General features: G+C 70.7%; 21 protein-coding genes and 4 pseudogenes. 10 read left to right on the top strand and 15 right to left on the bottom strand.

What is annotated here, in order from left to right; all coding sequences use genetic code 11:
* Positions 1 to 51: 51 nt before the first annotated feature.
* The 5 genes and pseudogenes from F1D61_RS16075 to F1D61_RS16055 all read right to left on the bottom strand — a co-directional run.
* The gene (locus tag F1D61_RS16075; protein ID WP_203152719.1) at positions 52 to 555 is read right to left on the bottom strand and encodes a hypothetical protein; all 504 of its coding nucleotides are present in this window, start codon (positions 553 to 555) and stop codon (positions 52 to 54) included.
* Positions 556 to 594: 39 nt separating this feature from the next.
* Positions 595 to 1,938 carry a hypothetical protein gene (locus F1D61_RS16070; protein WP_203152718.1) on the bottom strand — a complete coding sequence of 448 codons (1,344 nt, stop codon included), beginning with the start codon at positions 1,936 to 1,938 and terminating at the stop codon, positions 595 to 597.
* Entirely contained in the window at positions 1,935 to 4,037 is a 2,103-nt protein-coding gene (locus F1D61_RS16065; protein ID WP_203152717.1) for a caspase family protein, read from the bottom strand. Before F1D61_RS16065 ends, F1D61_RS16070 begins: the two co-directional genes overlap by 4 nt.
* A 216-nt stretch (positions 4,038 to 4,253) precedes the next feature.
* The gene (locus F1D61_RS16060; protein WP_203152716.1) at positions 4,254 to 4,514 is read right to left on the bottom strand and encodes a hypothetical protein; all 261 of its coding nucleotides are present in this window, start codon (positions 4,512 to 4,514) and stop codon (positions 4,254 to 4,256) included.
* 349 nt (positions 4,515 to 4,863) lie between these two features.
* Positions 4,864 to 5,262 (bottom strand): annotated as a pseudogene (locus F1D61_RS16055) (transposase); the annotation flags it as partial.
* 56 nt (positions 5,263 to 5,318) lie between these two features.
* Here F1D61_RS16055 and F1D61_RS16050 point away from each other — a divergent pair.
* Positions 5,319 to 6,188, top strand: a pseudogene (locus F1D61_RS16050) (cation:proton antiporter); the annotation flags it as partial.
* Positions 6,189 to 6,219: 31 nt separating this feature from the next.
* Here F1D61_RS16050 and F1D61_RS16045 read toward each other — a convergent pair.
* Positions 6,220 to 6,660 (bottom strand): ion channel, encoded by a 441-nt coding sequence (locus tag F1D61_RS16045; RefSeq protein ID WP_432443309.1) that lies wholly within the window; start codon positions 6,658 to 6,660, stop codon positions 6,220 to 6,222.
* Positions 6,661 to 7,090: 430 nt separating this feature from the next.
* On the opposite strand from F1D61_RS16045, the gene F1D61_RS16040 reads away from it, so the two are divergent.
* The 3 genes and pseudogenes from F1D61_RS16040 (at position 7,091) to F1D61_RS16030 (ending at position 11,946) form a co-directional block, all read left to right on the top strand.
* Complete coding sequence (locus F1D61_RS16040) at positions 7,091 to 8,215, top strand: IS630 family transposase (RefSeq protein WP_203152714.1); 1,125 nt, start codon at positions 7,091 to 7,093, stop codon at positions 8,213 to 8,215.
* A 21-nt stretch (positions 8,216 to 8,236) separates the two neighbouring features.
* Positions 8,237 to 8,779 (top strand): efflux RND transporter periplasmic adaptor subunit, encoded by a 543-nt coding sequence (locus F1D61_RS16035; RefSeq protein ID WP_348649463.1) that lies wholly within the window; start codon positions 8,237 to 8,239, stop codon positions 8,777 to 8,779.
* A gap of 21 nt (positions 8,780 to 8,800) precedes the next feature.
* Positions 8,801 to 11,946, top strand: a pseudogene (locus F1D61_RS16030) (multidrug efflux RND transporter permease subunit).
* 274 nt (positions 11,947 to 12,220) lie between these two features.
* Here the strand turns inward: F1D61_RS16030 and F1D61_RS16025 are convergent.
* The 4 genes from F1D61_RS16025 to F1D61_RS16010 all read right to left on the bottom strand — a co-directional run bounded on the left by F1D61_RS16025 (position 12,221) and on the right by F1D61_RS16010 (position 15,996).
* The gene (locus F1D61_RS16025; RefSeq protein ID WP_203152713.1) at positions 12,221 to 13,126 is read right to left on the bottom strand and encodes an NAD(P)/FAD-dependent oxidoreductase; all 906 of its coding nucleotides are present in this window, start codon (positions 13,124 to 13,126) and stop codon (positions 12,221 to 12,223) included.
* Positions 13,116 to 13,580, bottom strand: a complete 465-nt coding sequence (locus F1D61_RS16020; RefSeq protein WP_203159109.1) for an RrF2 family transcriptional regulator — start codon at positions 13,578 to 13,580, stop codon at positions 13,116 to 13,118. Before F1D61_RS16020 ends, F1D61_RS16025 begins: the two co-directional genes overlap by 11 nt.
* Positions 13,581 to 14,076: 496 nt before the next feature.
* Positions 14,077 to 15,030 carry an alpha/beta fold hydrolase gene (locus F1D61_RS16015; protein ID WP_203159108.1) on the bottom strand — a complete coding sequence of 318 codons (954 nt, stop codon included), beginning with the start codon at positions 15,028 to 15,030 and terminating at the stop codon, positions 14,077 to 14,079.
* 9 nt (positions 15,031 to 15,039) lie between these two features.
* On the bottom strand, positions 15,040 to 15,996 hold the full coding sequence (locus tag F1D61_RS16010) for an alpha/beta fold hydrolase (RefSeq protein WP_203152712.1): 957 nt from the start codon (positions 15,994 to 15,996) through the stop codon (positions 15,040 to 15,042).
* Between the two features lie 76 nt (positions 15,997 to 16,072).
* Between F1D61_RS16010 and F1D61_RS16005 the strand changes: the two genes are divergently transcribed.
* Positions 16,073 to 16,672 carry a TetR/AcrR family transcriptional regulator gene (locus F1D61_RS16005; RefSeq protein WP_203152711.1) on the top strand — a complete coding sequence of 200 codons (600 nt, stop codon included), beginning with the start codon at positions 16,073 to 16,075 and terminating at the stop codon, positions 16,670 to 16,672.
* Positions 16,673 to 16,885: 213 nt separating this feature from the next.
* On the opposite strand, the gene F1D61_RS16000 is transcribed toward F1D61_RS16005, so the two are convergent.
* Positions 16,886 to 17,224 (bottom strand): VOC family protein, encoded by a 339-nt coding sequence (locus F1D61_RS16000; RefSeq protein ID WP_432443308.1) that lies wholly within the window; start codon positions 17,222 to 17,224, stop codon positions 16,886 to 16,888.
* Positions 17,225 to 17,232: 8 nt separating this feature from the next.
* Here F1D61_RS16000 and F1D61_RS15995 point away from each other — a divergent pair.
* Positions 17,233 to 17,598: pseudogene (locus tag F1D61_RS15995) on the top strand (SDR family NAD(P)-dependent oxidoreductase); the annotation flags it as partial.
* A 79-nt stretch (positions 17,599 to 17,677) separates the two neighbouring features.
* On the opposite strand, the gene F1D61_RS35095 reads toward F1D61_RS15995, so the two are convergent.
* From F1D61_RS35095 to F1D61_RS15985, 3 genes are all read right to left on the bottom strand, one after another.
* Positions 17,678 to 18,139 carry a VOC family protein gene (locus tag F1D61_RS35095; protein WP_348649355.1) on the bottom strand — a complete coding sequence of 154 codons (462 nt, stop codon included), beginning with the start codon at positions 18,137 to 18,139 and terminating at the stop codon, positions 17,678 to 17,680.
* A 281-nt stretch (positions 18,140 to 18,420) separates the two neighbouring features.
* The gene (locus tag F1D61_RS15990; protein ID WP_203152709.1) at positions 18,421 to 18,792 is read right to left on the bottom strand and encodes a hypothetical protein; all 372 of its coding nucleotides are present in this window, start codon (positions 18,790 to 18,792) and stop codon (positions 18,421 to 18,423) included.
* Positions 18,793 to 18,850: 58 nt separating this feature from the next.
* Positions 18,851 to 19,507, bottom strand: coding sequence for a hypothetical protein (locus F1D61_RS15985; protein WP_203152708.1), 657 nt, complete (start codon positions 19,505 to 19,507; stop codon positions 18,851 to 18,853).
* Positions 19,508 to 19,676: 169 nt separating this feature from the next.
* Between F1D61_RS15985 and F1D61_RS15980 the strand changes: the two genes are divergently transcribed.
* From F1D61_RS15980 to F1D61_RS15965, 4 genes are all read left to right on the top strand, one after another.
* The gene (locus F1D61_RS15980) at positions 19,677 to 20,411 is read left to right on the top strand and encodes a response regulator (RefSeq protein ID WP_203152707.1); all 735 of its coding nucleotides are present in this window, start codon (positions 19,677 to 19,679) and stop codon (positions 20,409 to 20,411) included.
* Positions 20,411 to 21,784 (top strand): sensor histidine kinase, encoded by a 1,374-nt coding sequence (locus F1D61_RS15975; protein WP_203152706.1) that lies wholly within the window; start codon positions 20,411 to 20,413, stop codon positions 21,782 to 21,784. The genes F1D61_RS15980 and F1D61_RS15975 overlap by 1 nt, the downstream gene beginning before the upstream one ends.
* 143 nt (positions 21,785 to 21,927) lie before the next feature.
* Positions 21,928 to 23,009, top strand: a protein-coding gene (locus tag F1D61_RS15970) for an IS630 family transposase (RefSeq protein WP_203152705.1) whose coding sequence is annotated in 2 segments (ribosomal slippage) — positions 21,928 to 22,420 and positions 22,420 to 23,009 — 1,083 coding nt in all. Because the reading frame shifts where the segments join, the coding sequence is not laid out codon by codon here.
* 385 nt (positions 23,010 to 23,394) lie between these two features.
* Positions 23,395 to 24,321 carry a metal ABC transporter substrate-binding protein gene (locus F1D61_RS15965; protein ID WP_203152704.1) on the top strand — a complete coding sequence of 309 codons (927 nt, stop codon included), beginning with the start codon at positions 23,395 to 23,397 and terminating at the stop codon, positions 24,319 to 24,321.
* Between the two features lie 9 nt (positions 24,322 to 24,330).
* Here F1D61_RS15965 and F1D61_RS15960 read toward each other — a convergent pair whose 3' ends face one another.
* Positions 24,331 to 25,377, bottom strand: a complete 1,047-nt coding sequence (locus tag F1D61_RS15960) for a DUF3616 domain-containing protein (protein WP_203152703.1) — start codon at positions 25,375 to 25,377, stop codon at positions 24,331 to 24,333.
* Positions 25,378 to 25,516 lie beyond the last annotated feature (139 nt).

Here is a 25,516-nt window from a genome sequence, read left to right as displayed (position 1 = left end):
CGTCGTCATCGATACCCCCGGCCTGCACGCCCGTCACCCCCGGGGCTCCCATCACCGGCCGACGATGCGCGGCGCGATTCGGCGCGCCAGGATCTCGACTTGGCGCGCCGCCACCTCGCGGCTGCCTGCCAGCGCCCGGATCGTCAGGAGGTCGCCGTCGCGCAGGATGACGGCGGTCGCCCCCGCGCTCGACCCGATGCCGTAGGTGGTGACCCACCCCACCGCCGGATCCACCGACAAGCCGGACAGCCGGCAATCCGGGCTGCGCGACCGGCAGAGGTCCTCGAGCTGCGCCAATGATGTCCGGCCCGTGCGCACCCGCTCCTCGGTCCCGTCGGCCTGGCGGCCGAGCAGCAGGTCGACTATCGGCGCGCTCTCGCAGGTCGTGCACATCAGGGTGAGCCGCTCCGGGGCGGCCCGCGCCGCGTAGCCCCGTCCAAGGGCCGCCCCGGCTTCGTCCGCCACCGCCGTGAGGTCGCGCAGCGCAAAGCCCCCGGCGCAGGCCGGCGCGGCCGAGAGGCACAGGAGGGCGGCGAGAAGGCTTCGCACAGTCATTCTCCCTGGAAGTAAGGGCGGTAGTGCCCGTCCGCCTCGTCATGGCACCACGATCCTCGCCGTCGCCTCGGTCAAGCCCGGCACCGCCCGGATCCGCTCGACGAGGTCGAGCACCTCGGGCGGCCGGAGCAGGCGCGCCTCGCCGTCGGCGCCCGGCGCGGCGGCGAGCCAGCGCTCGGCGAGCTCCGGCGGCAGGCCGCCGGCGACGCCGAAGCAGGAGAACAGGTTCTTGAACGGATCCCCGGCGACGATCTCGTCGAGGCCGTAACCGCGCGGGTAGCGCCGGACGTCGCCGGCGGCGAGGGGCGTCAGCGAGGCGGCGTTGCCGCGCACCGGCAGCGCCACGAAGGCGGTCTCGTCCGGCGCCACCACCCAGCAATACAGGCTCTGGCGCGCTCGCGCGTCAATGCGCAGCTCCAGCCGCTGGCCGCGCGCGAACGGTGTGGCGGTGGCGGCGACCGCGAGCCGGCCGCCATCGGTGCGCGCCGTCGCCGCCAGGTGGTCGAGGAAGGGGCGCGGGGTCGGATCGCACCCTAAACCCTCGACGGCGATGCGCCGCCGCCCGCTCGGGGCCAGCACCGCGCCGTCGCGCTGGAACTCCACCTCCATCCAGGAACGGCGCTCGGGGTCGGTGAGGAAGCGCCCGCGCGCCGTCACCGGACCGGTGCAGGTTGTGCCGGGCGGGCGGCGGCGCACCTCGAGGCGCGCGCCCTTGAGGAGGCGGTTGGCTGAGCGCGACTCGGCGTCGAGGGCGATGACCAGGCGGTCGGTGAGCGCACCGGCGCAGGACGAGTGGCCGCCCTCGGCCACGAACGGGCAGACCTCGACCGCGGCGACGGTCGGTGCCGCCTGCCCGAAGGCCCGCACCGCCCGCTCCATCTCGGCATCGACGTCGGCGACGCCGGCACCCACGCGGATCGGCACCGTCAGGGGCTCGCTCGTCGCCTTGCAGGCGACGCTGCGGGTGATCGCCTGGAGCCGGAACGCCGCGGTCTCTCCGGCGCGGCGCGGCTCGACCAGGAACACGCTGGCCTCGCCCGCGAAGGCGGCGCGGATCTGCGCCTCGGCCTCCGGGCCGGACAGGCCGGTCGTCCCCTCGCGCAGGGCCTTGACCCGCACCACGTCGGCGGCTGCGGCGAGGCGGACCCGGCCAGTTCCCTGCAACCGGCTCTCGACCGCGAGGCGCACCTCCTCGGCCTGCTCGCGCGACCACGCGGTCTGGCCGGGCTCGGGCCCGATGACGGCGAGCGACAGGTCGGACCGCCCGGCACAGGACGCGACCGCATCAAGAAAGGGCGCCAGCGCGTCGGTGCCGGGATCGGCGCGGGCCGGCAGGGCTGCGGCGAGGATCGCGGCGAGCCATGCTGCGGAACGGTGCCTCATTCCGCCTCGTTCGCCTTGGCGTACTGGTCGAGGGCGCGCACGAAGACCGGATTGAAGCGCCCGTCGAGCGCGCCCGGATAATACTCGGCCTGCTTGATCGCGCGCTGCACGGTGCGGATCGTCTCGGGCTTCAGCTTCTGCGCCGCGGTGTCGGTGGCCGAGACCGCGGCGGCGCCGAGCTCGCCGCGCTTGAGCGCCCGCAGCACCATGTCGGCGGCGCCGACCCCCGGGAAGTAGCGGGCAAAGCCGTTGTCGATCAGGGTCGCCATCGTCGCCATCGCGACCGGATCGCCCTTGTCGGCCGCCTTGCGGAACAGGTCGAAGCCCTGGCGCAGATCCCTCGGGAAACCGTGGGCGCCGGTGGCGTAGTGCGGCACGAGCTTGCTGATCGAGGGCACGTCGCCCCCGTCCGCGGCGCGCTTGTAGAGCGCCACCGCCTCGGCCTCGTTCCTCGGGACGCCGTTGCCGTATTCGAGCATGCGGGCGGCGTTGGCGAGCGCCACCACGTTGCCGGCCTCTCCGGCCTGGCGGTAAAGGCGCAACGCCTCGCCCTGCGAGCGCTTCACGCCTTGGCCGTTCTCGTAGAGCGTGGCGAGGTTGTTCATCGCCGCGGTGCTGCCGGCCTTCGCCGCCCGGCCGTAGGCTGCGAACGCCTCCTTCGCGCGGTCGGCCCGGTCGTAGGCGCGGCCGAGCTGGTAGGCGAGGCGGCGTAAGGACGGGTAGGCGGCCGACGCCCCGCGGCAGGCCTCGATCGCCGACGCGGCCTCGATCCGGCCGTACTTCACGCCCGGGACGGCCTGCGGCCGATCGGGATCGTCGGTGCCGGCGGCGAACGCGTCGCAGGCCTTCACCCGAGGGTCGCCGCTCGGGTCGGCGCCACCGAGATAGCCTTGCGCCAGGCCGCGATAGGCGCAGGTCTCGGTGCAGGAATCGAGGTAGGCCTGGTATTGCCGCGTTGCGCCGTACCTCGCCCAGTTCTCCTGGACGATCGCCGCCGCGTCGCGCTGGCGCCCGGCGAGCAGCCGGTCCATCGCCTGGGGCCGGTAGGCGCAGACCGCGCCGCAGGTGCCGATATAGGCCTCGACCGCCTCGCGCGTGCCGAGCGCTTCCGCCCGGCGCCACGCCGCCTCGTCGCGCAACGCCGCGACGCCGTTCGCCACCGCGTCGACGGGCAGCGAGGCCTTCAGCACGATCGGCGCGTCGTCGACCTCCGGCACCTGCTCGCGGCCGGAGGCGCGGCGCGCCGTCTCCTCGACCTCGCGTTTCAGGTAGCCCTTCAGCTCCGCCCAGGTGATCCGGCCATCGCCGCTGCCCGGCTGGTCGCCCGCATCGGCGAGGCCCGAGACGCCCATCAGGAAGCGGCTGGTGAGGAGGCCCAGCCGATTGGCCTCGTCCCAGTTCGCCGGGGTCGCACCCGAGGTCGCCACCAGCCGCACGATCCCGCTCTCCGCCTTCGGCCGTGCCGGGGCGAAGCCGGGGGCCGAGACCGCGAGCAGGCTCTCGCCCTTCCGCCCGGTCTCGCCGGTGAAGCAGGCATCGATCATCACGACGAGCTGGCGCCCGGACCCGATCTTGCGCTTCACGAGGTCGAGGTTGCGGTAGAGCGTCTCGAGGGCGTAGCCGCTCTCGCCCTGGTTGGGGTTGCCGTCCTCCGGCAGGAGGAAGGGCTGGCGGCTGGCGAGGTCCGGCACGCCGTGGCCCGAATAATAGACGAAGACGTTCGAGCGACCCTCGCGCACGCTGCGCCACAGCCGGCCGGATTGCGGATTGCGCTCGGTGCCGAACACCTGGTTGAACTCGTTGAGCGTCGCGTCCTTGAGGACGAACACGTTGGCGTCGCTGTAGCCGAGGCGCTGGACGAGGTAGGCCCGCATCGCCTCGGCGTCGTTGTGGGCGTAGTCGACCGGCACCGTCTGCTTGTAGCTGCGGTTGCCGATCACGACGGCGACCGAGTCGCCGTTATCGGCAAAGCCGGAGGTTTCGGGAGCTGGCGCGTCGGGGGCGGCCCGGCCCGAGACCGGGGCGAAGATCGCCGCCTGCACCAGGATGGCGAGCGCGGCGCGGGCGAGGCGCAGCCGCGACACCGGAGCTTTCGTCATGCGCGTTCCCCTGTCCCGATGGCGATGGGCTCCCGGCGGTCGATTCCTGGCGGTCGATTCCTGGCGACCGGCATTCCGGCGAGAGCGGCCGAACGGTTGAAACGAAAGCCGGCCGCTGCCTGGCGTTGCATCGGTCTAACCTGCAACGAGGGCGAGGGCGAGGCTGAGAAAGGCGAGGTGGAGCGGCGAGAGGGTCTTCAGCATCGCGGGGCCTCCTCAGCGCAGGTAGAGGCCGCGCCCGCACCGGCGCACCCGCCGCGGCTCGACGTATCCGGTCGACCGGTTGAACACATCGACGGTCCGATAGAGGCAGTAACGTCCGGAATCGCGGCCGTTGTAGTAGACCCCGCCGGTATCGAGATCGACGCCGATGAATTCCTGGTTGCCACGGCTCCCATGGGCCTCGCCATCCAGGGCGATTCCCGGGGCGATGCTGCAGAGCAGGGCGAGCGTGGTGAGGATCGTGATTTTCGTCATGGCGTATCTCCGTTCGGGCGCTGTCCGCCCTCATCGAGGCCATGGGCCGGCCAGACCGGTTTTTTTTGGGCGGTGAGCCGGCAGGGACAGGAAATTCCGATCCGGCGGCCCGGCTCGTCCGGCTGCCCCGGGCCGCTGGCGGGAGCGCGGCTCACAGGGTGAATACCGCGACCCAGACCCGCCGCAGGCCGCGACCGGCGGGAGCGACGAGGACCGTGTGGGCGCGCCGGCCCGCCATCCGCGCCCCGCCGGCGGCCGCGCCCTCCGGCAGGGCCGTGAGCCACCCGTCGAACCCGCTGCCGAGAAGCGTGATCCCTGCACCGCCGCCGGGGGAGAGCTCCCCGGGCACATGCCCAGGCGTATCCACCGCCAGGTGCACCTTCGACCCACGCTTGCGCTTGGCCCCGTCGTAGCCCGCCCGCTCGCCGCTCTCGGGCAAGGAGCGCTGGGTCCGGCTGTCCAGGATCACCGCAGACGGCTCCGACTCGCGTCCCGCCGCCTCCTGCAGCACGGCGCGTAGGTCTCCGGCGACCTCGGAAAAGCAGTCGGCGGCCAACCACCGCTGGGTCTGCCGGTAGACCGCCGCCCAGGGCGGCAGGTCGTGGGGCATGAACACCCAAGGGGCGCCGGTCTTCATGATATAGCGCAGACCGTTGAACACCTCGCGCAACTCGTGGTCGCGCTGTCCCGAATTCTCGCGCAAAAGCGCCAGGCAAGGCGCGACCAGCGCCCATTCCTCATCGGACACGTCGGACGGATAGGCGGGGCGATCGGCGCTTGTGCCACGTCATAGGTTCATAACACGCTCTAATGTTCGGCGCCCTCATCAGCCCGACCGATCCGGTGGCGGTGCTCGCCTCGCTGAAGAACGTGAAGGTGCCGGAGGCGCTGGAGATCGAGATGCAGGGCGAGGCCCTGTTCAACGACGGCGTCGGCATCGTGCAGTACACGGTCCTCGCGACCTTCGCGGCCGGGACGGGGGTTGAAGCCACCAGCGTCGGCGGCATCGCCAAACCCCTCCTGCACGAGGCCGGCGGCGGCCCCGCCCTCGGGGTGGCGACTGGTTACCTTGCCTATCGCGCCATGCGTGCCATCGACGACTTTCCCGTCGAGGTACTGATCACCCTGGCGCTGGTCGCCGGCACCTGCGCGCTCGCCCAGAAGCTCGGGGCCAGCGGTCCTCAGGCGGTTGTCGCCGCGGGATTGCTGGTCGGCGACCGGGCCCCGCGCGACGCGATGAGCGAGCGGACGCAAGGCTACGTCTCCTCGCTCTGGACGCTGATCGACGAGGTGCTGAACTCGGTTCTGTTCCTGCTGATCGGACTGAAGGTCCTGGTGCTGCGCTCCGCGGCGAGCGGGCTGGTGCTCGCCGCCTGCGCCGTCCCCATCGTGCTCCTCGCCCGACTCGCGGCGGTCTCGATGCCTCTGCTGGTGTTCCGCTGGGGCGGACACCGCTCGGCGCGCAACGTGCCGTTCCTGACCTGGGCGGGGGTGCGCGGCGGCATCTCGGTGGCGCTCGCGCTGTCGGTTCCGGAGTATGCAGCGAAACCGGCTCTCCGCGCGGCGACCTACGCGGTCGTGCTGTTCACCATCGTGGTGCAGGGCTCGACGCTCGGCATGGTTGCGCGGCGGACGCTTCGCGCGGGCCGGGACGATCGGAGCCGGCCGACCTGACGACGTCGGGACTGGTCAGGCCGCACCTTTCTCAATGATTACCTTCGTCCGGGATGTTCAGCAGGTGGCCGCAGGCCTTGCAGTGCACGGCGTCGGGCTCGTGGCGCTGCAGCCCGCAGGCCTCGCAGGGGAAGCGCACCTTGTAGGGGCGGAACATCACCTGGGCGAGGCGGAAGAACAGCGTCACGCCGCGGATCATAACGAAGACCGAGAGCAGCCGTCCGCTCGCCCCCGGGAGGGTGATGTCGCGGTACCCGGTCGTCGTCAGCGACGTGACCGTGAAGTACAGGGCGTCGACCGGTGTCTGGATCGCCGGATTGACGCCGTGTTGCGTGGCGTAGACCATGCCGGTCATGACGAAGACGAACACTACGAGGTTGGCCGGCGCGGCCATGTCCCCGAGCGCCGCAAGCCCCGGCAGCACGCTGTCGGGCCAGCTGCGCAGGCGCCCGTCGAGCACCTCGCGCTTGATCTCCAGCCAGTGACCCCGTTCGGACCTCCCTCCCTGCCTGTCCGGGTGTCCGCTTTGGCGGCAAAAGCGGACCTCACAGCGGCGGCCATGACATCAGCAGGTGCGGGCACATCTGCGGCCCAATACCCGGAGAGGCTAGCTCCGCCGTCCTGCGTCAGCAGGATGGAGCTCATGACGAGGGTAAGTCGCGCCAGCGGAACGAGTCGCCTTGATGGCGCCCCCACCATCTGCCGCCGGACGCTTGAACGGCCGAGCCCCTGCCTGCCTCATCGTCATGAGAGCCTGAAGCCGGACGGGGTGGCGCCCACGTAGCGAGGAGACCATCCGTGGTCGGGTGCAGTCCACTCGTCCGACATCCCGTAATGCTGCCGTAACCTAGTGTCCTGCGTCTGAAGTTCGTGGCAAAGTGTGGGTCTTCTGGGAGGCGCCGATGGCCTACCGTTTACCCACATCTCTTGACCTGAGCGCCGAGGAACGAGCTGAGCTTGAGAGCTGGGCCCGCCGCCGCAAGACAGCCCAGGGGCTCGCCCTGCGTGCCCGCATCGTGCTTCTAGCCTCCGATGGACGGAGCAATACGACCATCGCGGCAGAACTGAGCACCGGCAAGCACACGGTCGGCAAGTGGCGCGAACGGTTTGCCCGCGAACGCACGGATGGCCTGCTGGATGAACCTCGCTCGGGAGCCCCGCGCCGGATTGGCGACGAGCAGGTCGCCGATTTGATCGACCGCACGCTCTGCGAGCGGCCCCAGGGTGCCACTCACTGGAGCCAGCGCAGCATGGCCAAGGCCAGCGGGGTGTCGGGCGCGACGGTCGGCCGAGTCTGGCGCGCGTTCGGCCTGCAGCCGCACCGGTCCGAGACCTTCAAGCTCTCCACCGATCCGCTGTTTGCCGAGAAGGTGCGCGATATCGTGGGGCTCTATCTGGCTCCGCCCGCCCGTGCCCTGGTTCTCTGCGTCGACGAGAAGTCCCAGGTCCAGGCGCTCGATCGCACGCAGCCGCTGCTGCCGCTCCGGCCCGGACAGGTGGAGCGGCGCACGCACGACTATGCCCGACATGGCACCACCAGCTTGTTTGCCGCTCTCGACGTGAAGGCCGGGACCGTGATCGGGCAGTGCTATCCGCGTCACCGCGCCAGCGAGTTCCGCCGCTTCCTGGACGAGATCGAGGCGGCGGTGCCGGCCGACCTCGACGTGCATCTGGTACTCGACAACTCGGCGACGCACAAAACTAAGTTGATCCGCGATTGGTTAGCTAGGCGCCCGCACTATCACGTGCACTTCACGCCGACCTCTGCTTCATGGATCAACCAGGTCGAGCGGTGGTTCGGCTTGCTGACGGAGCGGGCGATCCGGCGAGGCGTTCATTGCTCGGTGGACGAGCTTGAACGCGACATTCGCGCCTTCATCGAAGCCACGAATGCCGATCCGAAACCGTTCCGGTGGGTGAAGTCGGCCGACGCCATCCTCGCCAGCGTCAAACGCTTCTGCCTGAGAGCACTCGAAGCTGAGCCAGAGACAACGCCTTTGCCACGAACTTCAGACGCAGGACACTAGGGCGAGGCGACCAAGCTCGCGCTGATCCAGCAGGTCGACCCGATCTTCGCCGACTTCAACGCCCCCGCCGCCGACCTCGGCCGGCTCGGCGAGAGGGCCTCGGGCAAGGAAGTGACGGAGATGCACCTCGTCCTGCCGGACGGCTCGCTCCATGCGGATGCCGGGCGGCTGCTGTTCACCGACGTGAGCGTCGACCCCGGTACCGGCCAGGTCTCCCTGCGGGCCACGTTCCCGAACCCGGAGGTCGCCTTGCTGCCGGGCACCTACATCCGCGTCCGCGTCGCGCAGGGCACTCTGCCGGGAGCGGTCGTCGTCCCAGCCCAAGCCATCCAGCGCTCCAGCGCCGGCGTCGCGCAGGTCTACGTCGTCGGCGATGACAGGACCGTGGCGCTGCGCCCCGTCCGCGCGGGGGCCCTGACGGATGCGGGTTGGATCGTCGAGGACGGCCTCAAGGCCGGCGAGACCATCGTGGTCGAGGGCTCCCAGAGGCTGCGGCCCGGCATGGCGGTGAACCCGTCGCCCTGGCACGGCGCCCGGACGGCCGCCGCGTCCGCGAAGCCCTGACCGCGCCGCGACCTGAAAGACATGAGCCGTTTCTTCATCGCGCGCCCGATCTTCGCCTGGGTGATCTCCATCTTCGTCATGATGGTGGGGGTGATCTCCATCGCCTACCTGCCGGTCTCGCAGTACCCGGACGTCGCCCCCGTCACGATCCAGGTGAGCGCGACCTACCCGGGCGCCCCGCCGGAGCGGCTCTACGACGGCGTCACCCGCATCATCGAGGAGGAGCTCAACGGCATACCGGGGCTGATGTACTTCGAGAGCACCAGCGACACCTCCGGGTTGGTGTCGATCACGGCCTCGTTCGCGCCGGGCTCTGATTCGTCGAAGGCCACCATGGCGGTCCAGAACCGGATCAAGCGCATCGAGGCGCGCCTTCCGCGCGGTGACCCAGCAGGGCGTCACCGTCGAGGAGGCCGGCACCAGCTTCCTCCAGTTCGTCACCGTCTCGTCCAGGGACGGCTCCCTCAGCGAGACCGACCTCGGCGGCCTCGCCGCCCGGCGCCTGCTCGTCGAGTTGCGGCGCGTGCCGGGCGTCGGCCGCGCCACCCTGTTCTCGTCCGAGAAGGCGCTGCGCATCTGAATCGACCCGGTCAAGCTCGTCGGGTTCGGCATGGTGCCGGGCGACGTCACCGCCGCCGTGGGGGCGCAAAACGCGCAGGTCGCCTCCGGCATCGTCGGTGCGCAGCCCGCGGTGGAAGGCCAGCGCATCGCCGCCAACGTGCTGGTGAAAGGCCAACTCACCACCGCCGCCGAGTTCGGTGAGATCGTGCTGCGCGCGAACCCGGACGGCTCGCTGGTGCGCCTGCGCGACGTCGCCGAGATCGAGCTCGGCAGCCAGTCCTACGGGATGCAGACCCGCCTCGACGGTCGCCCCGCCGCCGGCATCGGCATCCAGCTCGCGCCCGGCGCCAACGCGCTCGCCGCCGCGAGCGGAGTGAAGGCGAAGCTCGCCCAGCTCCAGCGCACGCTGCCGGCCAATGTCAGCGTCACGGTGCCCTACGACACCACGCCCTTCGTCGAGGTCTCGATCAGGAAGGTGCTGACGACGCTCGCCGAGGCGATGGCGCTCGTCTTCGCGGTGATGTTCCTGTTCCTCCAGAACGTCCGCTACACCCTGATCCCGACCATCGTCGTGCCGGTGGCGCTGCTCGGCACCTGCGGCGCGCTGCTGCTCGCCGGCTTCTCGATCAACGTGCTGACGATGTTCGGCCTAGTGCTGGCCATCGGCATCCTCGTCGACGACGCCATCGTCGTGGTCGAGAACGTCGAGCGCATCATGGCGGAGGAGGGGCTACCGCCGAAGGAGGCGACCGCCAAGGCTATGGGCCAGATCACCGGGGCCATCGTCGGCATCACCGCGGTGCTGGTCGCGGTGTTCGTGCCGCTCGCCTTCTTCCCCGGCTCGGTCGGGGTGATCTACCGCCAGTTCGCGGTGAGCATGGCGACCTCCATCGCCTTCTCGGCCTTCCTGGCCCTGTCCCTGACGCCCGCCCTCTGCGCCACCCTGCTGAAGCCCGTCGAGGCCGGGCACGCCAAGGGCGGGTTCTTCGGCTGGTTCAACCGCCGCTTCCGCGCCGGCACGCTGGCCTACCGGTCTGGCGTCGCGGGCCTGCTGCGCCGGCCGGTGCGGGCGCTCCTCGTCTACGCCCTGCTCGTCACCGCGCTCGGCTGGGGCTATCTGCGGATGCCGGGAAGCTTCCTGCCCGTCGAGGACCAGGGCTACCTCATGGCCGATGCCCAGAACCCGCCGGAATCGGCGACCGAGCGCACGCTCGACGTGGTCAAGCGCATCGAGAAGCATTTCGCGCCCGAGCCCGGTGTCGATAGCCAGACCCTGCTGCTCGGGTTCGGTTTCTCCGGCCAGGGCCAGAACGCGGCGCTCAACTTTGTCGGGCTGAAGCCCTGGGGCGAGCGCGGACCGAGCGACGGCGCCGATGCCATCGCCGCCCGCGCCAACGCCGCGTTCGGGGAATGCCGGACGCCATCGCCATGTCGCTGTCGCCGCCGGCCATCGACTCCCTCGGCAACTCCAGCGGCTTCGCCTTCCGCCTCCTGGACAAGGGCCAGCAGGGCCATGCGGCGCTGGCGGCCGCGCGCGACCAGCTCCTCAAGGCGGCGAGCCAGAGCCCGGTCCTCGCCGGCGTCTACGTCGAGGGGCTGCCGACCGCGCCGCAGATCGAGCTCGTCCTCGACCGGAAGAAGGCGAACGCGCTCGGCGTCACCTTCGCCGACATCAACGACGCGCTCTCGACCAGCCTCGGCTCGGCCTATGTCGACGACTTCCCGAACCAGGCGCGGATGCAGCGGGTCATCGTCCAGGCCGAGGCGCCCCGGCGGATGAAGGCCGAGGACTTGCTCGATCTCAACGTCCGTAACGCCAAGGGCCAGATGGTCCCGCTGCAATCTTTCGCCCGGGTCTCGTGGGCGATGGGCCCGTCGCAGGTCGTCGGCTTCAACGGCTATCCGAGCATCAAGATCTCCGGCAGCGCCGCGCTGGGCTACGCCAGCGGCGACGCGATGGCGGAGATGGAGCGCCTCGCCGGGCAATTGCCGACGGGCTTCGACTTCGCCTGGACCGGGCAGTCGCTGCAGGAGCAGCTCTCGGGCTCCCAGGCGATCTATCTGCTCGCGCTGGCGCTGTTCTGCGTCTTCCTCTGCCTCGCCGCGCTCTACGAGAGCTGGTCGATACCCCTCGCCGTGCTGCTGGTGGTGCCGACCGGCGTGGTTGGCGCCGTCTTCGCCATGCTGCTGCGTGACATGCCCAACGACGTCTACTTCAAGGTCGGCCTGATCACGGTGATCGGGCTCACCGCAAGAACGCCATCCTGATCATCGAGGTGGCCAAGGACCTCGCTGCGCAGGGCCGATCCCTGCACGAGGCGGCGCTGGAGGCGTGCGAGCTGCGCTTCCGGCCCATCGTCATGACCTCGTTCGCCTTCATCCTCGGCGTGGTGCCGCTCGCCGTCGCGACGGGGGCCAGCATGAACAGCCAGCGGGCCATCGGCACCGGCGTGCTCGGCGGCATGGTCACCGCGACGGTGCTGGCGGTGTTCGTTACCCCGCTGTTCTACGTGCTGATCGCCCGAGCCTTCTCGGGGCGTAAGGTCACGGGGACGAAGGCCGGCCAGGCCAATGCTCCGGCCGCACGCGGCATTCCGGCTGGCTGAACGCTGCGTCACGGGCTCGTGGCCTCGCCCGACAGAGGTTGCGCTCCCGCTTCACCCCCATGGTCCGCGATGGCAGCGGACCTGATCCATCGCCCGGTCGGCAAGCCGGTCGCGCGCTCCCACGAGCACACTGGAGCAGCATGCTCCTGGACAGGGACCTGTTCGACCGCGGGCGGCCCCTTGCCGATTCCGTGCTCGATGCTTGCGGTCCGGGCAGACGGGCGAGGGCCCGTCGCCGGTTCACCGGTCCGGAAGCATTGTCGGTCTCACGCCGTCAGGCGGCCAAGTCCTGGAACGCGAGGGATTGGTGGACCGAGATGCCCGCCGTGACCCCGTCCGCCACGGCCCAACTCACGCTGTGGGGTGCTCGGGCAATATCGCCGGCCGCGTACACCCCTGCGACCGTCGTCAGCTTGGCGGCGTCGGTGCGGATGACCGGACCGACCGGTCCTTCGTCGAGTGCGCAGCCGAGCCGTTCCGCCAGCGGGCTGTTCATACGCGTCCGCGGGGCGAGGTAAAGAGCGTCGATGGCTGCCATGCGCCCGTCAGCGAGGCGCAAACCCGTCAGCGTCCCGCCCTCGCCGAGGAGGGCGGCCACGGGGGCGGGTTCGATCCCGACACCGCGGCGTGCGAGCCGGGCGCACGTCGCCTCGTCAGGCATGTCCCCGCCGTTCAGGTAGAGCGTGGTCGGTCCCCATTCCGCGATCAGCAACGCCTGATGCGCGGACAGGGGGGACACGGCCAATACGCCGAGCTTGCCGTCTGCGAACTCGTAGCCGTGGCAGTAGGGACAGTGAAGGACGCTCTTGCCCCATCGCTCCGCCAAGCCCTGGATCTCAGGAAGCACATCCGTGATGCCGTAGGCGAGGACGAGGCGGGCCGCATCCAGGGTCTGGCCGCTTGAGAGAGTGACTGTGAAGTCCCGCCCGGCGCGGATATCGACCGCCTGCCCCTCCACGATGGTCGCCTGCGGGTAGGCGGCGAGTTGGCCTCGTGCCTGCGCCAGCATCGTCCGCGGGTCGCTGCCGTCCTGGCCGAGGAAGCCATGGGAGGCCGCCGCGAAGCGGTTGCGCGGGCTGCCTGCGTCGACCACGCAGACCGAGCGTCGCCCGCGGGCGATGTAGATGGCCGCCGCCAAGCCGGCGAAGCTGCCTCCCACGACGATCACGTCAAACGGCATGGGCTTGCTCCAGGGTCAGGGTGCCGCCGCGCGCGGCGAGGCGGGCGTGGAAGTCGGCGCTGAGCGCGGCGAGGGTGACGCTGCCGAAGCGCTCGAGCAGCACCCTCTCAGCTTCTCGAAAGCCGTCGTCCAAGGCCGCGTTCACGGCTTGCTCGACGAGGCAGCCGGGCGCCTCGGTGCGGTTGCCGATGGCGAACAGGTCGGGTGAACCGAGCGCGACATGGATGTCGAGAAGGGTGATCTCGGCCAGGTCGCGCGCGATGGTCCAGCCGCCGCCGTGCCCGCGCCCGGACCGGACGAAGCCCGCCTCGCGCAGCCCGGCCATGGTCCGGCGCACCACCGCCGGATTGGTCTGCATGGCGGTGGCGAGCGCCTCGGAGGTGAGCGGTCCGGGCTCCTCTGCCATGTGAAGCAGCACGTGCAGGATCCCGGAGAGGCGACTGTCTCGTTTCATGTAGCAATTGATGCTACGAAAGATGGCGAAGGTCAACCCGCCGGGATGCTCGTCACCGACAGAGACGCGACGGGGGTTGACGCGGCCGTTCGCGGCCCGGATGGCCAAGTCGCACCGGGAGGCGTCGTCCGGAAAGGCGGAGTGGGCCCGTGCGAGGTTACGGGCGGAACGCGTCGATGCGGTCGGCGCTTGCGGGGCGTTCAAACGTCGACATCGACTGCGTGTCTACCGCGACGGGTCTGCGTGGGTGCCGTCGCCGGACCGGGGCCTTGGGGGTCCCGGCGGTCTCCGCCGCACCCGAGGCGGCCGCCGAGCATTTCGGATGGATGGCGGGGTTCGCAGGGGCGACATGAGGGCGTCGAGCGCACTGACGCGGTCCCGGCTCGGCTGGCAGCCGAACGGCGGAGGTCTCATCGTCGACCTCGACGCGATGGACTACGCCCGCGGTGCGGCGTGAGGGGCCAGCGTCCGCCCGCGCCTGGCGGGTGGGACGACGTCAAAGGACGTCTTGCGCAGGAGGGATGGCATCCGTGTCCGGACTCCCGGCCATGAACGCGACCAGGGCCGAGGCCACCTCGTCCGGTCGGTCCTCCGGCTGGAGGTGGCCGCCCGTCGTCGTGACGGCGGTGACGTCGTCGGCCCAGGCGGCCCAGGCATCCCGCGGGCGCCCCCCGCTCCCGTCGACGCATGGCCAGAGCACCAGGACGGGGCAGTCCAGCTTGCGCCCCGCCGCATGATCGGCGTCATCGTGGGCCGCATCCTCGTTCAAGGCAGCACGGTAATCCTCGCACATCGCATGTCGGACCGCCGGGTCGCGGAACGCCGCCCGGTAGGCCTCCCGGGCGGGGGGCTCGATCACCTCGTCCCCGTCCGCGCCCATCACGGCGAAGGCATGATCGATGAAGGCGTCCGGAGCCGCGGCCAGCATCCGCTCGGGCAGATCCGCCTCCTGAGCCAGCAGGAACCAGTGGAAGCTTTTCCGTGCGAACCGATGGTCGACCGCGGCCAACGCATCTCGGGTCGGCACGACCGCCAGCGAGGCGAACCGCGTCACGACACCGGGATGATCGAGGACAAGCCGGTATCCGGCCCGCGCCCCGCGGTCGTGCCCGGCCAGGGCGAAGCGGTCGTGGCCCAGCGACCGCATCAGATCGACCAGCGCCGCCGCAACCCGTCGCTTGGTCCAGCGCGGGGAGGTCGCGTGCTGCAGGCTCGTGCCGTACCCCGGCAGGTCCGCGACGACCACGGTGTGACGGCGCGCCAGCACCGGCGCCACCTTCCGCCAAGCCACGTGCGTCTGCGGGTAGCCATGCAGCAGGAGGAGCGGCGGTCCGGAGCCGCCGAGCACTCCGCCGAAGCGGACGCCACCCGCCTCCGCGTCCAGCGTTCGAAAACCCGGGAAGAATGCCGGGCCGGGTGAAGGGGGGATGGCGTCGGGCTCACGCGGCATGGTCACGCGTCAGCTCCTATTAGCCTCGCCCACGAACGCCGCCAGTTCGCGACCGAACCGCGCGGGCTCCTCGTGGAACGGGCTGTGTCCGCTCTCGGCGTAGACGGAAAGGCGGCTCCGCGGCTTGAGGGAGCGGATATGCTCGGCCATCGCCTGGCGCACAAGCCTGTCGTGGGCTCCATGCGTCAGAAGGATCGGACCTTCGTAGGCCGCGAAGGCCGGCCCGAGGTCCGTGGTCGAGGTCCGCACGAAGCCCTCGTTCGCGGCACGTGCCGTCATGCCGTTGACGACAAGCATCCGCTGGAGCTCGACGCCGGCCGGCGGCCGGTGGAAGCAGGCGGCGATGAAATCCGCCGTCGCGGCGACGCGCGTCGCGAGGTCGTGCGAGGTCGCGCTAGCGGTGAAGTCGCCCGCGAGCGGGGTGAGCAGGTCGGGCGACAGCTTGGTCACGGCATCGACGAGGTTGATCCCGGCGATGCGCGAACCGCCGTGCTTGCGCAGATACGCCCCGGCCACATAGCCGCCGAGCGACCACCCGACGAGGACGGGTCGGCGCAACTTGGCCGCGCCTATCACGGCCGCGACATCGTCCGCCCAGCGGTCGGCGTCCGAGTAGGCCTCCAGGGCGGTCGGCTTGTCGGAGTCGCCGTGCCCGCGCAGGTCGAAGCGAACAAGGCGAAAACCTGCGAGGGCCGGGTCGTGGAACTGCTTGTCCCAATTGAGCCGGCTCTGACGCAGCCCGTGGATGAACAGGATCTCCGGCGCACCGGGATCACCCTTTGACTCGCCCGTCAGCACGGTGCCGTCCGACGAGCGGGCAGAGAACGTGTCGCCCGCCTCTGCAGCGGCGGTGGACGCTCCCGCGCCGCTCGACGTGTCCGGCCGGGCGGTCGCTGACCTCGACTGCATCATTCCCACGCCGCCGACGGTGGCCGCGCTCACGAGGTGGCGACGCGTGAGATCCATCGGATCGCTCCTTTGACTAACGATCACTAATCAACCGCGCTTGACCCGACCTGTCAAGCGTAGTTTAGTAGTCGCTATGGAACGCGACCTGAGACCGCGGGGCGGCCGGCCCTGGAGCTTCGACAGGGACGCGGCGGTCGAGACCGCGATGCGGCTGTTCTGGCGCCATGGATACGAGGGTGTCTCGGTCGGCGACCTGACGAAGGCAATCGGCGTGGCGCCGCCGAGCCTGTACTCGGCCTTCGGCAACAAGGCGGGCCTCTATCTGCAGGCGTTGGCGCGCTGCGAAGAAACGCACGGCGGCCTCGACCTCGCGGCCATCGGGTCCGCTCCGTCTTTGCCGGATGCCGTGAGGACGCTGCTCGAAGGGGCCGTGGCCGCCGTCACGCGGAGGGAGGACGAGCGCGGCTGCATGATCTCAAGCGGCCTGGTCGCCTGTCATCCGGACCATGCCGAACTGGCGCGCGATGCGGCCGCGCGGCGGGAGGCCTTGCGCGGGCGCATCGCGCAGGCCCTGTCCCCGTTCGCCCCGGACGACGAGGCGCAGCGGATGGCGAGGTACCTGGCCGCGGTGATGCAGGGCATCTCGATCCAGGCGCGGGACGGCGTCGCGTCGACGGAGTTGCAGGGCATCGTCGAGGATGTCGTCGCCGGCATCGCGGCCCGCAACGCTTGAGGGCGGCGGGGTCCGGCCCTCCGAGGACGCGTCGCGCGCAAGACGGCTCCGCTTCATGTCCGTTCATCGGCGAGGCTTGGGAAGCCACCCTGCCTAGGCAGGGGGCCGACGCCAGGCTCGGACCCAGACGGTGGTTGCCCGCACCCGGGCTGGAACCGCGGGCCCTTCGCACCGACGGTCCTGCGTCGCCGCGAAGGGCGGACGCTCGAACGGCTACGGCCGCGCCACGGTGTGCGGCGTGATCTTGTAGCCGAACGGATCACGGAACGCGAAGTAACGACCGAACGGACCGTCCTTGGGCGGGAAGACGATTGTCGTGCCCTGCCTGGCGAGTTGGTCGTGCAGGGCGTCGGCGTCGTCGCAGCCGAACCAGATGGCGATGCCCCGGCCGAGGTCGTCCGTGTCCCCTAGGTCGATCACGGGCGTCCGGACGGCGAACGGGATCTGCTTGGTATCGAACACGACGGCGCCGGGTGGGCTATGCGCGGCGGCCTTCAGCCCGACGGCGTCGGTGTAGAAGGCCCGGGCGGCCTCGATGTCGGCGACCTGGATGCCGATGATCGAGCGTGACCCTGCGGCCGCTGCCGCTGCTGGCGGTCTATACCACGAGCAAGGCGGCGGTGAACGCCTTTACGGAGTCCCTCGCCCACGAACTCGCGCCGTTCGGCGTGCGCGCCCATCTCGTCATTCCCGGCCGTTCGCCGGAGACTTCGTTCGGGACCAACGCTCGCACCCGGATGGGTATGGATGTGCCTCAGGCCTATGCCGGTCTGGCAGGGAGGGTCTTCGCGAGCTTCCAGCAGACGACGGAAGAGCTGACCCGGGCCTCGGACGTGGCCGAGGCGGTCTGGCGCGCGGCGACCGACCCGGCTTGCCCGATGCGCCTGCCGGCTGGCGCTGATGCGGTCGCCTGGGCGGCGGCCTGACCCGAACCCTGAAACGTCCGCTTCCATCGCAGGTCGCGCGGAAGCGGACGCGGCAGCAGATCACCCCGAGCAGCTATTCTCAGCGACCCGTACAGACGTATGGCAGGGTGAGGGATTTCGTGGACGCGGCCGGACCCCACCCATTGCCGGAAGCCACCCTCGCTCGGGAACCGACCTCCTCACAGGTTGGATCAAAGGTGGCCATCGGTGGTCGGGGCTGCATGAACTCGACAGTCGCGCCGTCCGGTCCGACGACGAAGATCAACCGCGTGCCGGAACGCGCACCGCCCCCGACCGTCTGCGGGACGCCTTGTGCCTTCCAGCCGTAGCCGGCAAGCCGCGCGAGAAGCGCGTCGATGTCGTCGGCCACAGTCGCCGGATGCGCGAAACCTGGGTCGTACGCTTGGCCGGTTCGCCCGGACAGGCGAGATCCCGGTACCCCAACAGCTCGACCGTCTGCCCCGCCAGCGACACGAATGCCATGCGCACATGCGCACCCGTCACTTGGGCGAGAAACACGCAGCCCATTTCGCCCGTCCATACGAGCCGGGCACCCAGGTCTTCGGCCCGGAAGTGAAACGCTTCGTCGAGGAAGGCGACCGCGAAGCCGACATGGCCGGCAGGAGGCGCCGGACGCTTGCTTGCTCGGTCATCCGCTCGGGACGCTCGCGCCGGCGACGCGCGCTAGCGGAGGTCTGCCGCGGCAGGATGGATGCTTCGCTATCGGCCGGCGTGAATGCGGCCGAGGGCCGGGCGTCCGGCGAATTCGGACCGCGTCGGGCCACCGGTTTTCGCGACCGCCCGTCGACATGGCGTCCCGGTTCAGGGCTTGAGCCCGGGACAGAAACGGAAGCTCTCGCCGCTGCCACCGGTCAGGTCCGTGTAGCGGTTCGGTCCATCGACGCGGATGGTCGAGCGCTCGATCCCGCGTTCGAGCTTCGGTCCGCCGTACTCCCGGCAGTCCTGCTCGATCTGGAAGACGTTCCCCAGTCGGGACAGGACCCGCCCCCGGCAGTCGTTGACGACCGAGCTCCCGAGCCCCCTGCCGTCATAGGTGCGCAGCGCGACGTTCGGCGGATCCTTGCAGTCGGTGCCCTCGCTGACATAGGCGCCGTGGCGCAGGGGCAGTGTGTCCGCCAACGCGTGTCCCGTGCACAGGATGAGGATGCAGGCTGCCATCGTACAGGCGGTCATCGGGCGTTCCTTCGCGTGTCTGGAATTCGGGTCGGAGCGAATGCTCGGTCGTACCGGCTCAGGCACCGACCGGGCCGAGAAGCCGGGCGAGGAACTGGTAGTAGACCGGCTGCTTCTGCCGGAGCTCGTCCCGGGTGAAGGGCTCGCGCGCCAGCCTACCGTGTAGGTAGACGCTCGCCGTCATCGCGAAGAACTCGGCTTGGTTCTTCAGGACGTAGGCACCCGCCGGGTAGAAGCCGCCGTCCTTCGCCCTTCCGTAGAACGTCAGGATGTCCGGGTTGCCCCGGCCCCCCGGCAGCTTCCGGAAATGGTAGACGTGCATGTACTCGTGCAGCAGGATCGGGCGGTCGTCCTTCGGGTCGTCCACCGCGATGGTCACGCTGTCGCCGCCGCTGTAGTGGCTGCCCTCGCCTGACCCGGACCTGACGACGATAGGGAAGCGCCGGAGGAAGGCCTTGGTGCCTTCGCTCAGGCCCGTCGCCTCCACGAGGTCGACCTGGTGCTCGGCTGCCTGCCGCAACTGGCCGATCTCGGCGTTCGGGACGTCCGGGGCCATCGAGATGCGGTAGCCGCGGTAGCTCTCGCCGCCGTCGTCGAAGCGGATCGTCCCGGCAGGCGCGTGCCGCGGCGCCGCGTGCGCGGGCCCGCCGTGGGCCGCCAACGTCCCGGCTACGGCCAGGGCCGACACCACGTGCCAGATCGGGGTTGTAGCCATGTTGCTCTCGCCTCGCTTCGTCATGGCCCGGTGATGGGCCGGTCTCGATGCGGATGACCCTCGCGTCCGACCGAATCCCCGATGTGACGGGATGCCGGACGCGTGTAACGATGTGTAACGACGTCCGTTTTCGCGTTGCCGCCCCGCCCGGACAGCCTATCCTCGGCGCATGACCGACGGCATCCCCACCACCATCGCCATCGTCGAGGACGACGACGACATCCGGACACAACTCGCGAGCTACCTGGAGGAAGAGGGCTACCGCGTGGTCTCCCTCGACGGAGGCGCCGGCCTCGACCGGCTCCTCGCGACGGGAGCGAGGCCGAACCTCGTCGTGCTCGACTGGATGCTGCCCGGGGAGGACGGGTTGTCGATCTGCCGCCGCCTGCGTGAGGCGGGTGGCCCGCCGGTCGTCATGCTGACCGCCAAGGACGAGGACATCGACCGAGTGCTCGGCCTGGAGATGGGCGCCGACGACTACGTGTCGAAGCCGTTCAGCTCACGCGTACTGCTGGCCCGCATCCGCGCGGTCCTGCGCCGGGCGAACGGCGCCGCCCCGGTGGAGGCCGCGCCCGGACGGCTCGCCGTCTCCGACCTCGTCGTCGACCTTGCGGCCCGGGCCGTATGCATCGGCGAGGCGGGCACCGAAGTCCCGCTCACCAGCGCCGAGTACGACCTGCTGCACTGTTTCGTCACCCGGCCCCAACGGGTGCTCTCGCGCGACCAGCTCCTCGACTGGACCCGGGGCCGCACGGCGGACGCCTTCGACCGCACCATCGACGTGCAGGTGAGCCGTCTGAGGCACAAGCTCGACGACGCCGGAAGCGCGTCGGCGGCCCTGATCAAGACCGTACGCAACGCCGGCTACATCCTCGCGGCGCCGGTGAAGGCTGTAGCACCGTGATGGCCCGCGTCGGCTTGCTCGGGCGCATCATGATGGTCCTGCTGGGCGCGCTTTCGCTCCTCGTCGTGGTGACGTTCGGCATCGACCAGTGGCAGCGCGGCCAGGAGCGCTCACCGTACGCCACCCGGTTCCCCCGCCTCGATCAGGCCGGCGGCATCATGGCCCTCCTGAGGGACGCCGACCTGGCACAGAGGGCCGCGATCCTGCGCGCCGTGAACGGCGAGGCGCTGCGGGCCGAGATCGTGGACGCCCCGCCCGACGAGACGGCGCTGATCCGCGAGCCGGTCCTCGAAGCGCGCCTTCACCGCCTCACGGGTGAGGCCGCCGATGGCATCCGGGCCTTCACCTCGGTCGACATGCTGTATCGGTACAATGGCCCGGCGGATGCCGCGAACGGCAATCGGCGAAAGTCCATCGGCAGCCTCGCCGTGGCGACCTACCGATTGCCGGACGGGCGCACCCTCGTCGTCTCCGCCATCACACGGCACCGTTCGCTCATGCCCTGGCTGCTCGGCCAGCCGCTGAGCCTGTGGGTGGCCGTGCTCGGCCTGATCGTCGCCGGCTTGGTGACCATCGGCGCGCGGCACGAACTCGGTCCTCTGCGCCGCCTGACCGAGGCGGTCTCGCGGTTCGACGGCCGCGCGGCCGAGCCCGCCCTCGCGCAACAGGGCGCCCCGGAGATCCGCCACCTCGCCCAGGCCGTGCAGGCCATGCAGGAGCGCATCGTCGGCCTGATGGGCGAGCGCTCGATGCTGATCGGGGCCATCTCGCACGACCTGAAGACCTACCTGACGCGCATGCGCATGCGGGCGGAGCGCGTGGCCGAGCCCGAGCGCCGGGACCGGCTGGTCGAGGACGTCGACGCGATGACCGCGCTGATCGAGACCTCCCTCGGCTTCGCCCGGGGCACCGCCGCCGAGGTCGGGCGCGCCCCGGTGGATCTCGCCGACATCGTCGCGGTCGAGGTCGCCGAGCACGCGGCGCAGGGGGCGTGCATCAGCCTGTCGGGCGAGGAGGTGCCGGACGCGACCGTGGCCGGCGACGCCGTCGCCCTTCGCCGGGTGGTGGCCAACCTGATCGGCAACGCGGTCAAGTTCGGGCGTTCCTCCGTGGCCGTCGCGGTGCGCCGGGCCGGGGGCGCCTGCGAGGTCGTGGTCGAGGATGACGGCCCCGGCATCCCCGAGGGCGAGCGCTCGGCGGTGTTCAGCCCGTACTACCGGGTCGAGCGCTCGCGGAACCGCCGCACCGGCGGGACCGGCCTCGGGCTCGCCATCGCCCGGCAGATCGCGGAAGCGCATGGAGGCACTATCGTGGCCGAGGCCGCCCCAGCCGGCGGGGCCCGGCTCGTGATGACGTTGCCGGCCCTCGCGTGACGAAGGGAGGCGCACGGAGAGCGGCGATTACACGACGATACGCATGAGCGCCTGCCCGTAATACCAACGGCCGGTGAGTGTGACTCGGCGTGTTGCTCCGCGGCTTGGCTTCTGATTCGGTTGCCGGATCAGGAGAGATCGCCATGGCCGGGATCGCTATCACCCGCACGGATTTGACCGCCGAGGAGTTGCGCGCGGCCTCCTCCAAGGCACCGAGCATTCCGGCGGCCCGTCGGATGCTGGCGCTCGCTCTGGTGCTGGAGGGCGCCGACCGCACCAGAGCGGCCCGCTCCTGTGGGATGGACCGCCAGACCCTGCGCGACTGGGTGCATCGCTACAACGCCGAGGGTCTGGCGGGTCTGCGCGACCGTAAGGCGCCGGGCCGCGCCGCCAAGCTGACGCCCGAGCAGATGCAGCAACTCGCCGCCCTGGTCGAGGCGGGGCCGGACGTGGACACGGATGGCGTGGTGCGCTGGCGCCGGGTCGACCTGCAGGCGCGCATCAGGGAGCTGTTCGGGGTCGAGATGCACGAGCGTACGGTCGGCAAGCACTTGGCCAAGCTCGGCTTCGTGCGGCTCTCGGTGCGCCCGCAGCATCCCAAGGCCGACGAGGCGGCACAGAAGGCTTTTAAAAAACCTTCGCCTCGCGGGTGACGGAACTCCTCCCCGAGACCGCCCACGGCAAGCCGCTCGAGATCTGGTTCCAGGACGAGGCCCGCGTCGGCCAGCAGGGCACGCTGACGCGGGTCTGGGCGCGCAAGGGGACACGCCCGCGAGCGCCGCGCGACCAGCGCTACAAGTGGACATACCTGTTCGGAGCGGCCTGCCCGGCGCGGGGCACCAGCGCGGCTCTGGTGCTGCCGACGGTCAACACCGCGATGATGTCGCTGCATCTGGCCGAGATCAGCCGGCAGGTGGCGCCTGGCGCGCACGCGATCCTGGTGCTGGACGGGGCTGGCTATCACGGCACCGCCAAGAAGCCTCGCCCGCGCGGCCTGGTGGTGCCGGACAACATCACGTTGCTACACTTGCCGGCCTCGTCTCCAGAGCTGAACCCGATCGAGTTGGTCTGGCAGTACCTGCGCCAGAACAAGCTCGCCCACCGGGTCTACCGCACCTACCAGCAGATCGTCGACGCCTGCTGCGACGCCTGGAACTTCTTCGCCAACGACCCAGACCTCGTCACCTCCATCACCGCGCGGGACTGGGCACAGGTCAAACTTTAGGGCCGTTGGTATCAGGCCTCTCCCCGCCCGCGGGGAGAGGGGAAACCCGCGCTTTTTTCTTTCCTCGGACAGCCCTGCCGGGAGCGGGGAGCGGGGAGAGGGAAAACCCGCGCCTCACCCGACACCGATGCTTCAGCGGGAGAGACATGGGCGGCGGGCCGGGGCATCCCGCTCGCACAGGATGGTCCGACCCGCCGGTGACACCGTCCCAGCGGGGAGCGGCAAGAACGGCGTGACGGCCGCGACCCTGGACCCGGCCCAGGGGCCTGTCCTCGACCCAGGTTAACTCGGCGGCAGAGTCCCGGCCCATCAGGAATGTAACAATGTTGCAATCTCTCCCGTGCCGGCCTAGGTGAGGCGCATCGTCGAGCGAGGAGTTCCAGCGATGGGCAGATTGGGGATCGGGATGCTGCTGGTGGCGCTGGGCCTGGCATGGACCGCGCCGGCGCGGGCGCAAGCGCCCGTCCGGCAAGCGCCCGTCCGGCAAGAGCCGATGCGGGTCGTGGCGACCTTCTCGATCCTCGGCGACCTCGTGCGGCAGGTCGGCGGCGAGCGGGTCGCCGTCACCACCCTGGTCGGGCCGAACGGCGACGCACACAGCTTCGTGCCGGCCCCGGCCGACGCCCAGGCGGTGGCGGCGGCGCGCCTCGTCGTCGTCAACGGCCTCGGCTTCGAGGGCTGGATCGACCGGCTGATCAAGGCCTCGGGCACCAAGGCCAAGGTGGTCGTCGCCTCGAAGGGCATCGTGCCGATCGACGAGGATGACGGACACGATCACGGCCACGCCGTCGATCCGCATGCCTGGCAGAACGTCGCCAACACCAGAACCTACATCGCCAACATCCGCGACGGACTGGGGAGCGTCGACCCCGAGGGCAGGGCGGCCTACGAGACCAACGCGACCGCCTATCTGGCGAAGCTCGACGCCCTCGACGGGGAGGTGCGGGCGGCACTCGCCGGCATCCCGGAGGCGCGTCGGCGCGTCGTCACCACCCACGACGCCTTCGGGTATTTCGCGAAGGCCTACGGGATGCGGTTCCTCGCGCCCCAGGGCGTGTCGAGCCAGAGCGAGGCGACCGCCCGCGACGTCGCGGCGATCGTCCGGCAGGTCCGCCGCGACAAGATCCCGGCGGTCTTCCTCGAGAACGTCTCGGACCCGCGCCTGATGCAGCAGATCGCCCGCGAGAGCGGCGCCAAGGCGGGGGGGCGGGTCTTCTCCGACGCCCTGTCCGAGCCCGCCGGCCCGGCCCCGACCTATCTCGACATGATGCGCCACAACGTGAAGGAGTTCGCCGCGGCGCTCAACGGTTGAGGAGACGCCTCACCGCAGGTCGAGCGTCAGGCTCCGGAACCGCTTGCCGTCCTTCGACTCCTCGCACGGCTTGCCGTCGGAGCCCAAAGCCTCGCCGTCGTCGCTCAGGACCTGGACCCGGTCGCCGGCCGGGCCGACCACCAGCGCCTCGGGCTGGAAGTCCGGGATCCTGGCGAAGGCCGCCGCGGCGCCCTCGACCCGGACGGGCTTGTCCGCCGGGTCGCCCGACCAGCGATAGAGGTCGAACGGCTCGCCGCCGCCGCCCGCGCCGCCCGCGAGGATCAGGTAGGCCTTCGCGTCTGGGGCGTAGGCGAGGTCGCGGATGCCGCGGCCCTTCAGGTCGAGGGCGACCGGGGGGCCGAGGCGCGGGGCGCCGCCGCCGATCGCCTCCGCCGGGTTCTCCAGCGGGACCAGCAGGGCGTTCGCGTCGGTATCGAGCGGGTTGCGCACGCCGAGCCAGAGGGATGTGCCGTCCTGGCGGGGTGCCATGCCCTCGATGTTGAAGCCCTTGCGCTTGGGATCGAGATCGTCCCGGGCCGGCACGTCGAGGCCGATCCGCGAGGCGAACAGGGGCGACAGGGCGGCGAGAGCCTTCGGCAGGCCCGTCACCGCCTGGCCTTTTGGCACGAGGGTGGGCACGCCGCCCGATTCCGTGACCGTGAAGGCCGCGAGGCGGCCGCGGCCCGGGCTCTGCTTGCCGCCGTGCCGGCGGCTGTGCGAGCCGAGCAGGTAGAGGTCGGATCCGAGCCAGGCCGCGGATTCGAGGTCGGCCTTGCGGTCGTCCGGGGCGAGGGCGAGCGCGCCCGCGACATCGGCGCCGCCGAGCGGCAGCGCCCCGCCGCCGGTCCCGGACCGGTAGAGACCCACCACCGTCGATCCGTCATCGACCACCAGGAACCGGTCGCCGGTGCTGCCGCGCGGATAGGCGACCGCGCCGGAGGCCTCGCAGATCCCGCGATGCTCCAGCAGCGGGCCGACCGTCGCCGGCTCGGCCGAGGCGGCGGAGACCGCGAGGGACGAAGCCAGGAACGCGAGGAGCGGCAGGGGGCGGGGCATGGGTGATCTTTCGGAGCCTGTTCGATGGACGAGGCGTGTACCGGAAATGCCTTCGATAATCCCACCTGCGACCTCATCCTGAGGTGCGAACGGAGTGAGCCTCGAAGGAGGGCTCCAGAAGCCTCTGCGATCCCTGGAG

This window comes from Methylobacterium aquaticum (genome assembly GCF_016804325.1).
In the GTDB taxonomy this organism is placed as follows: domain Bacteria; phylum Pseudomonadota; class Alphaproteobacteria; order Rhizobiales; family Beijerinckiaceae; genus Methylobacterium; species Methylobacterium aquaticum_C.
This window is presented reverse-complemented; position numbering and strand designations above follow the sequence as displayed.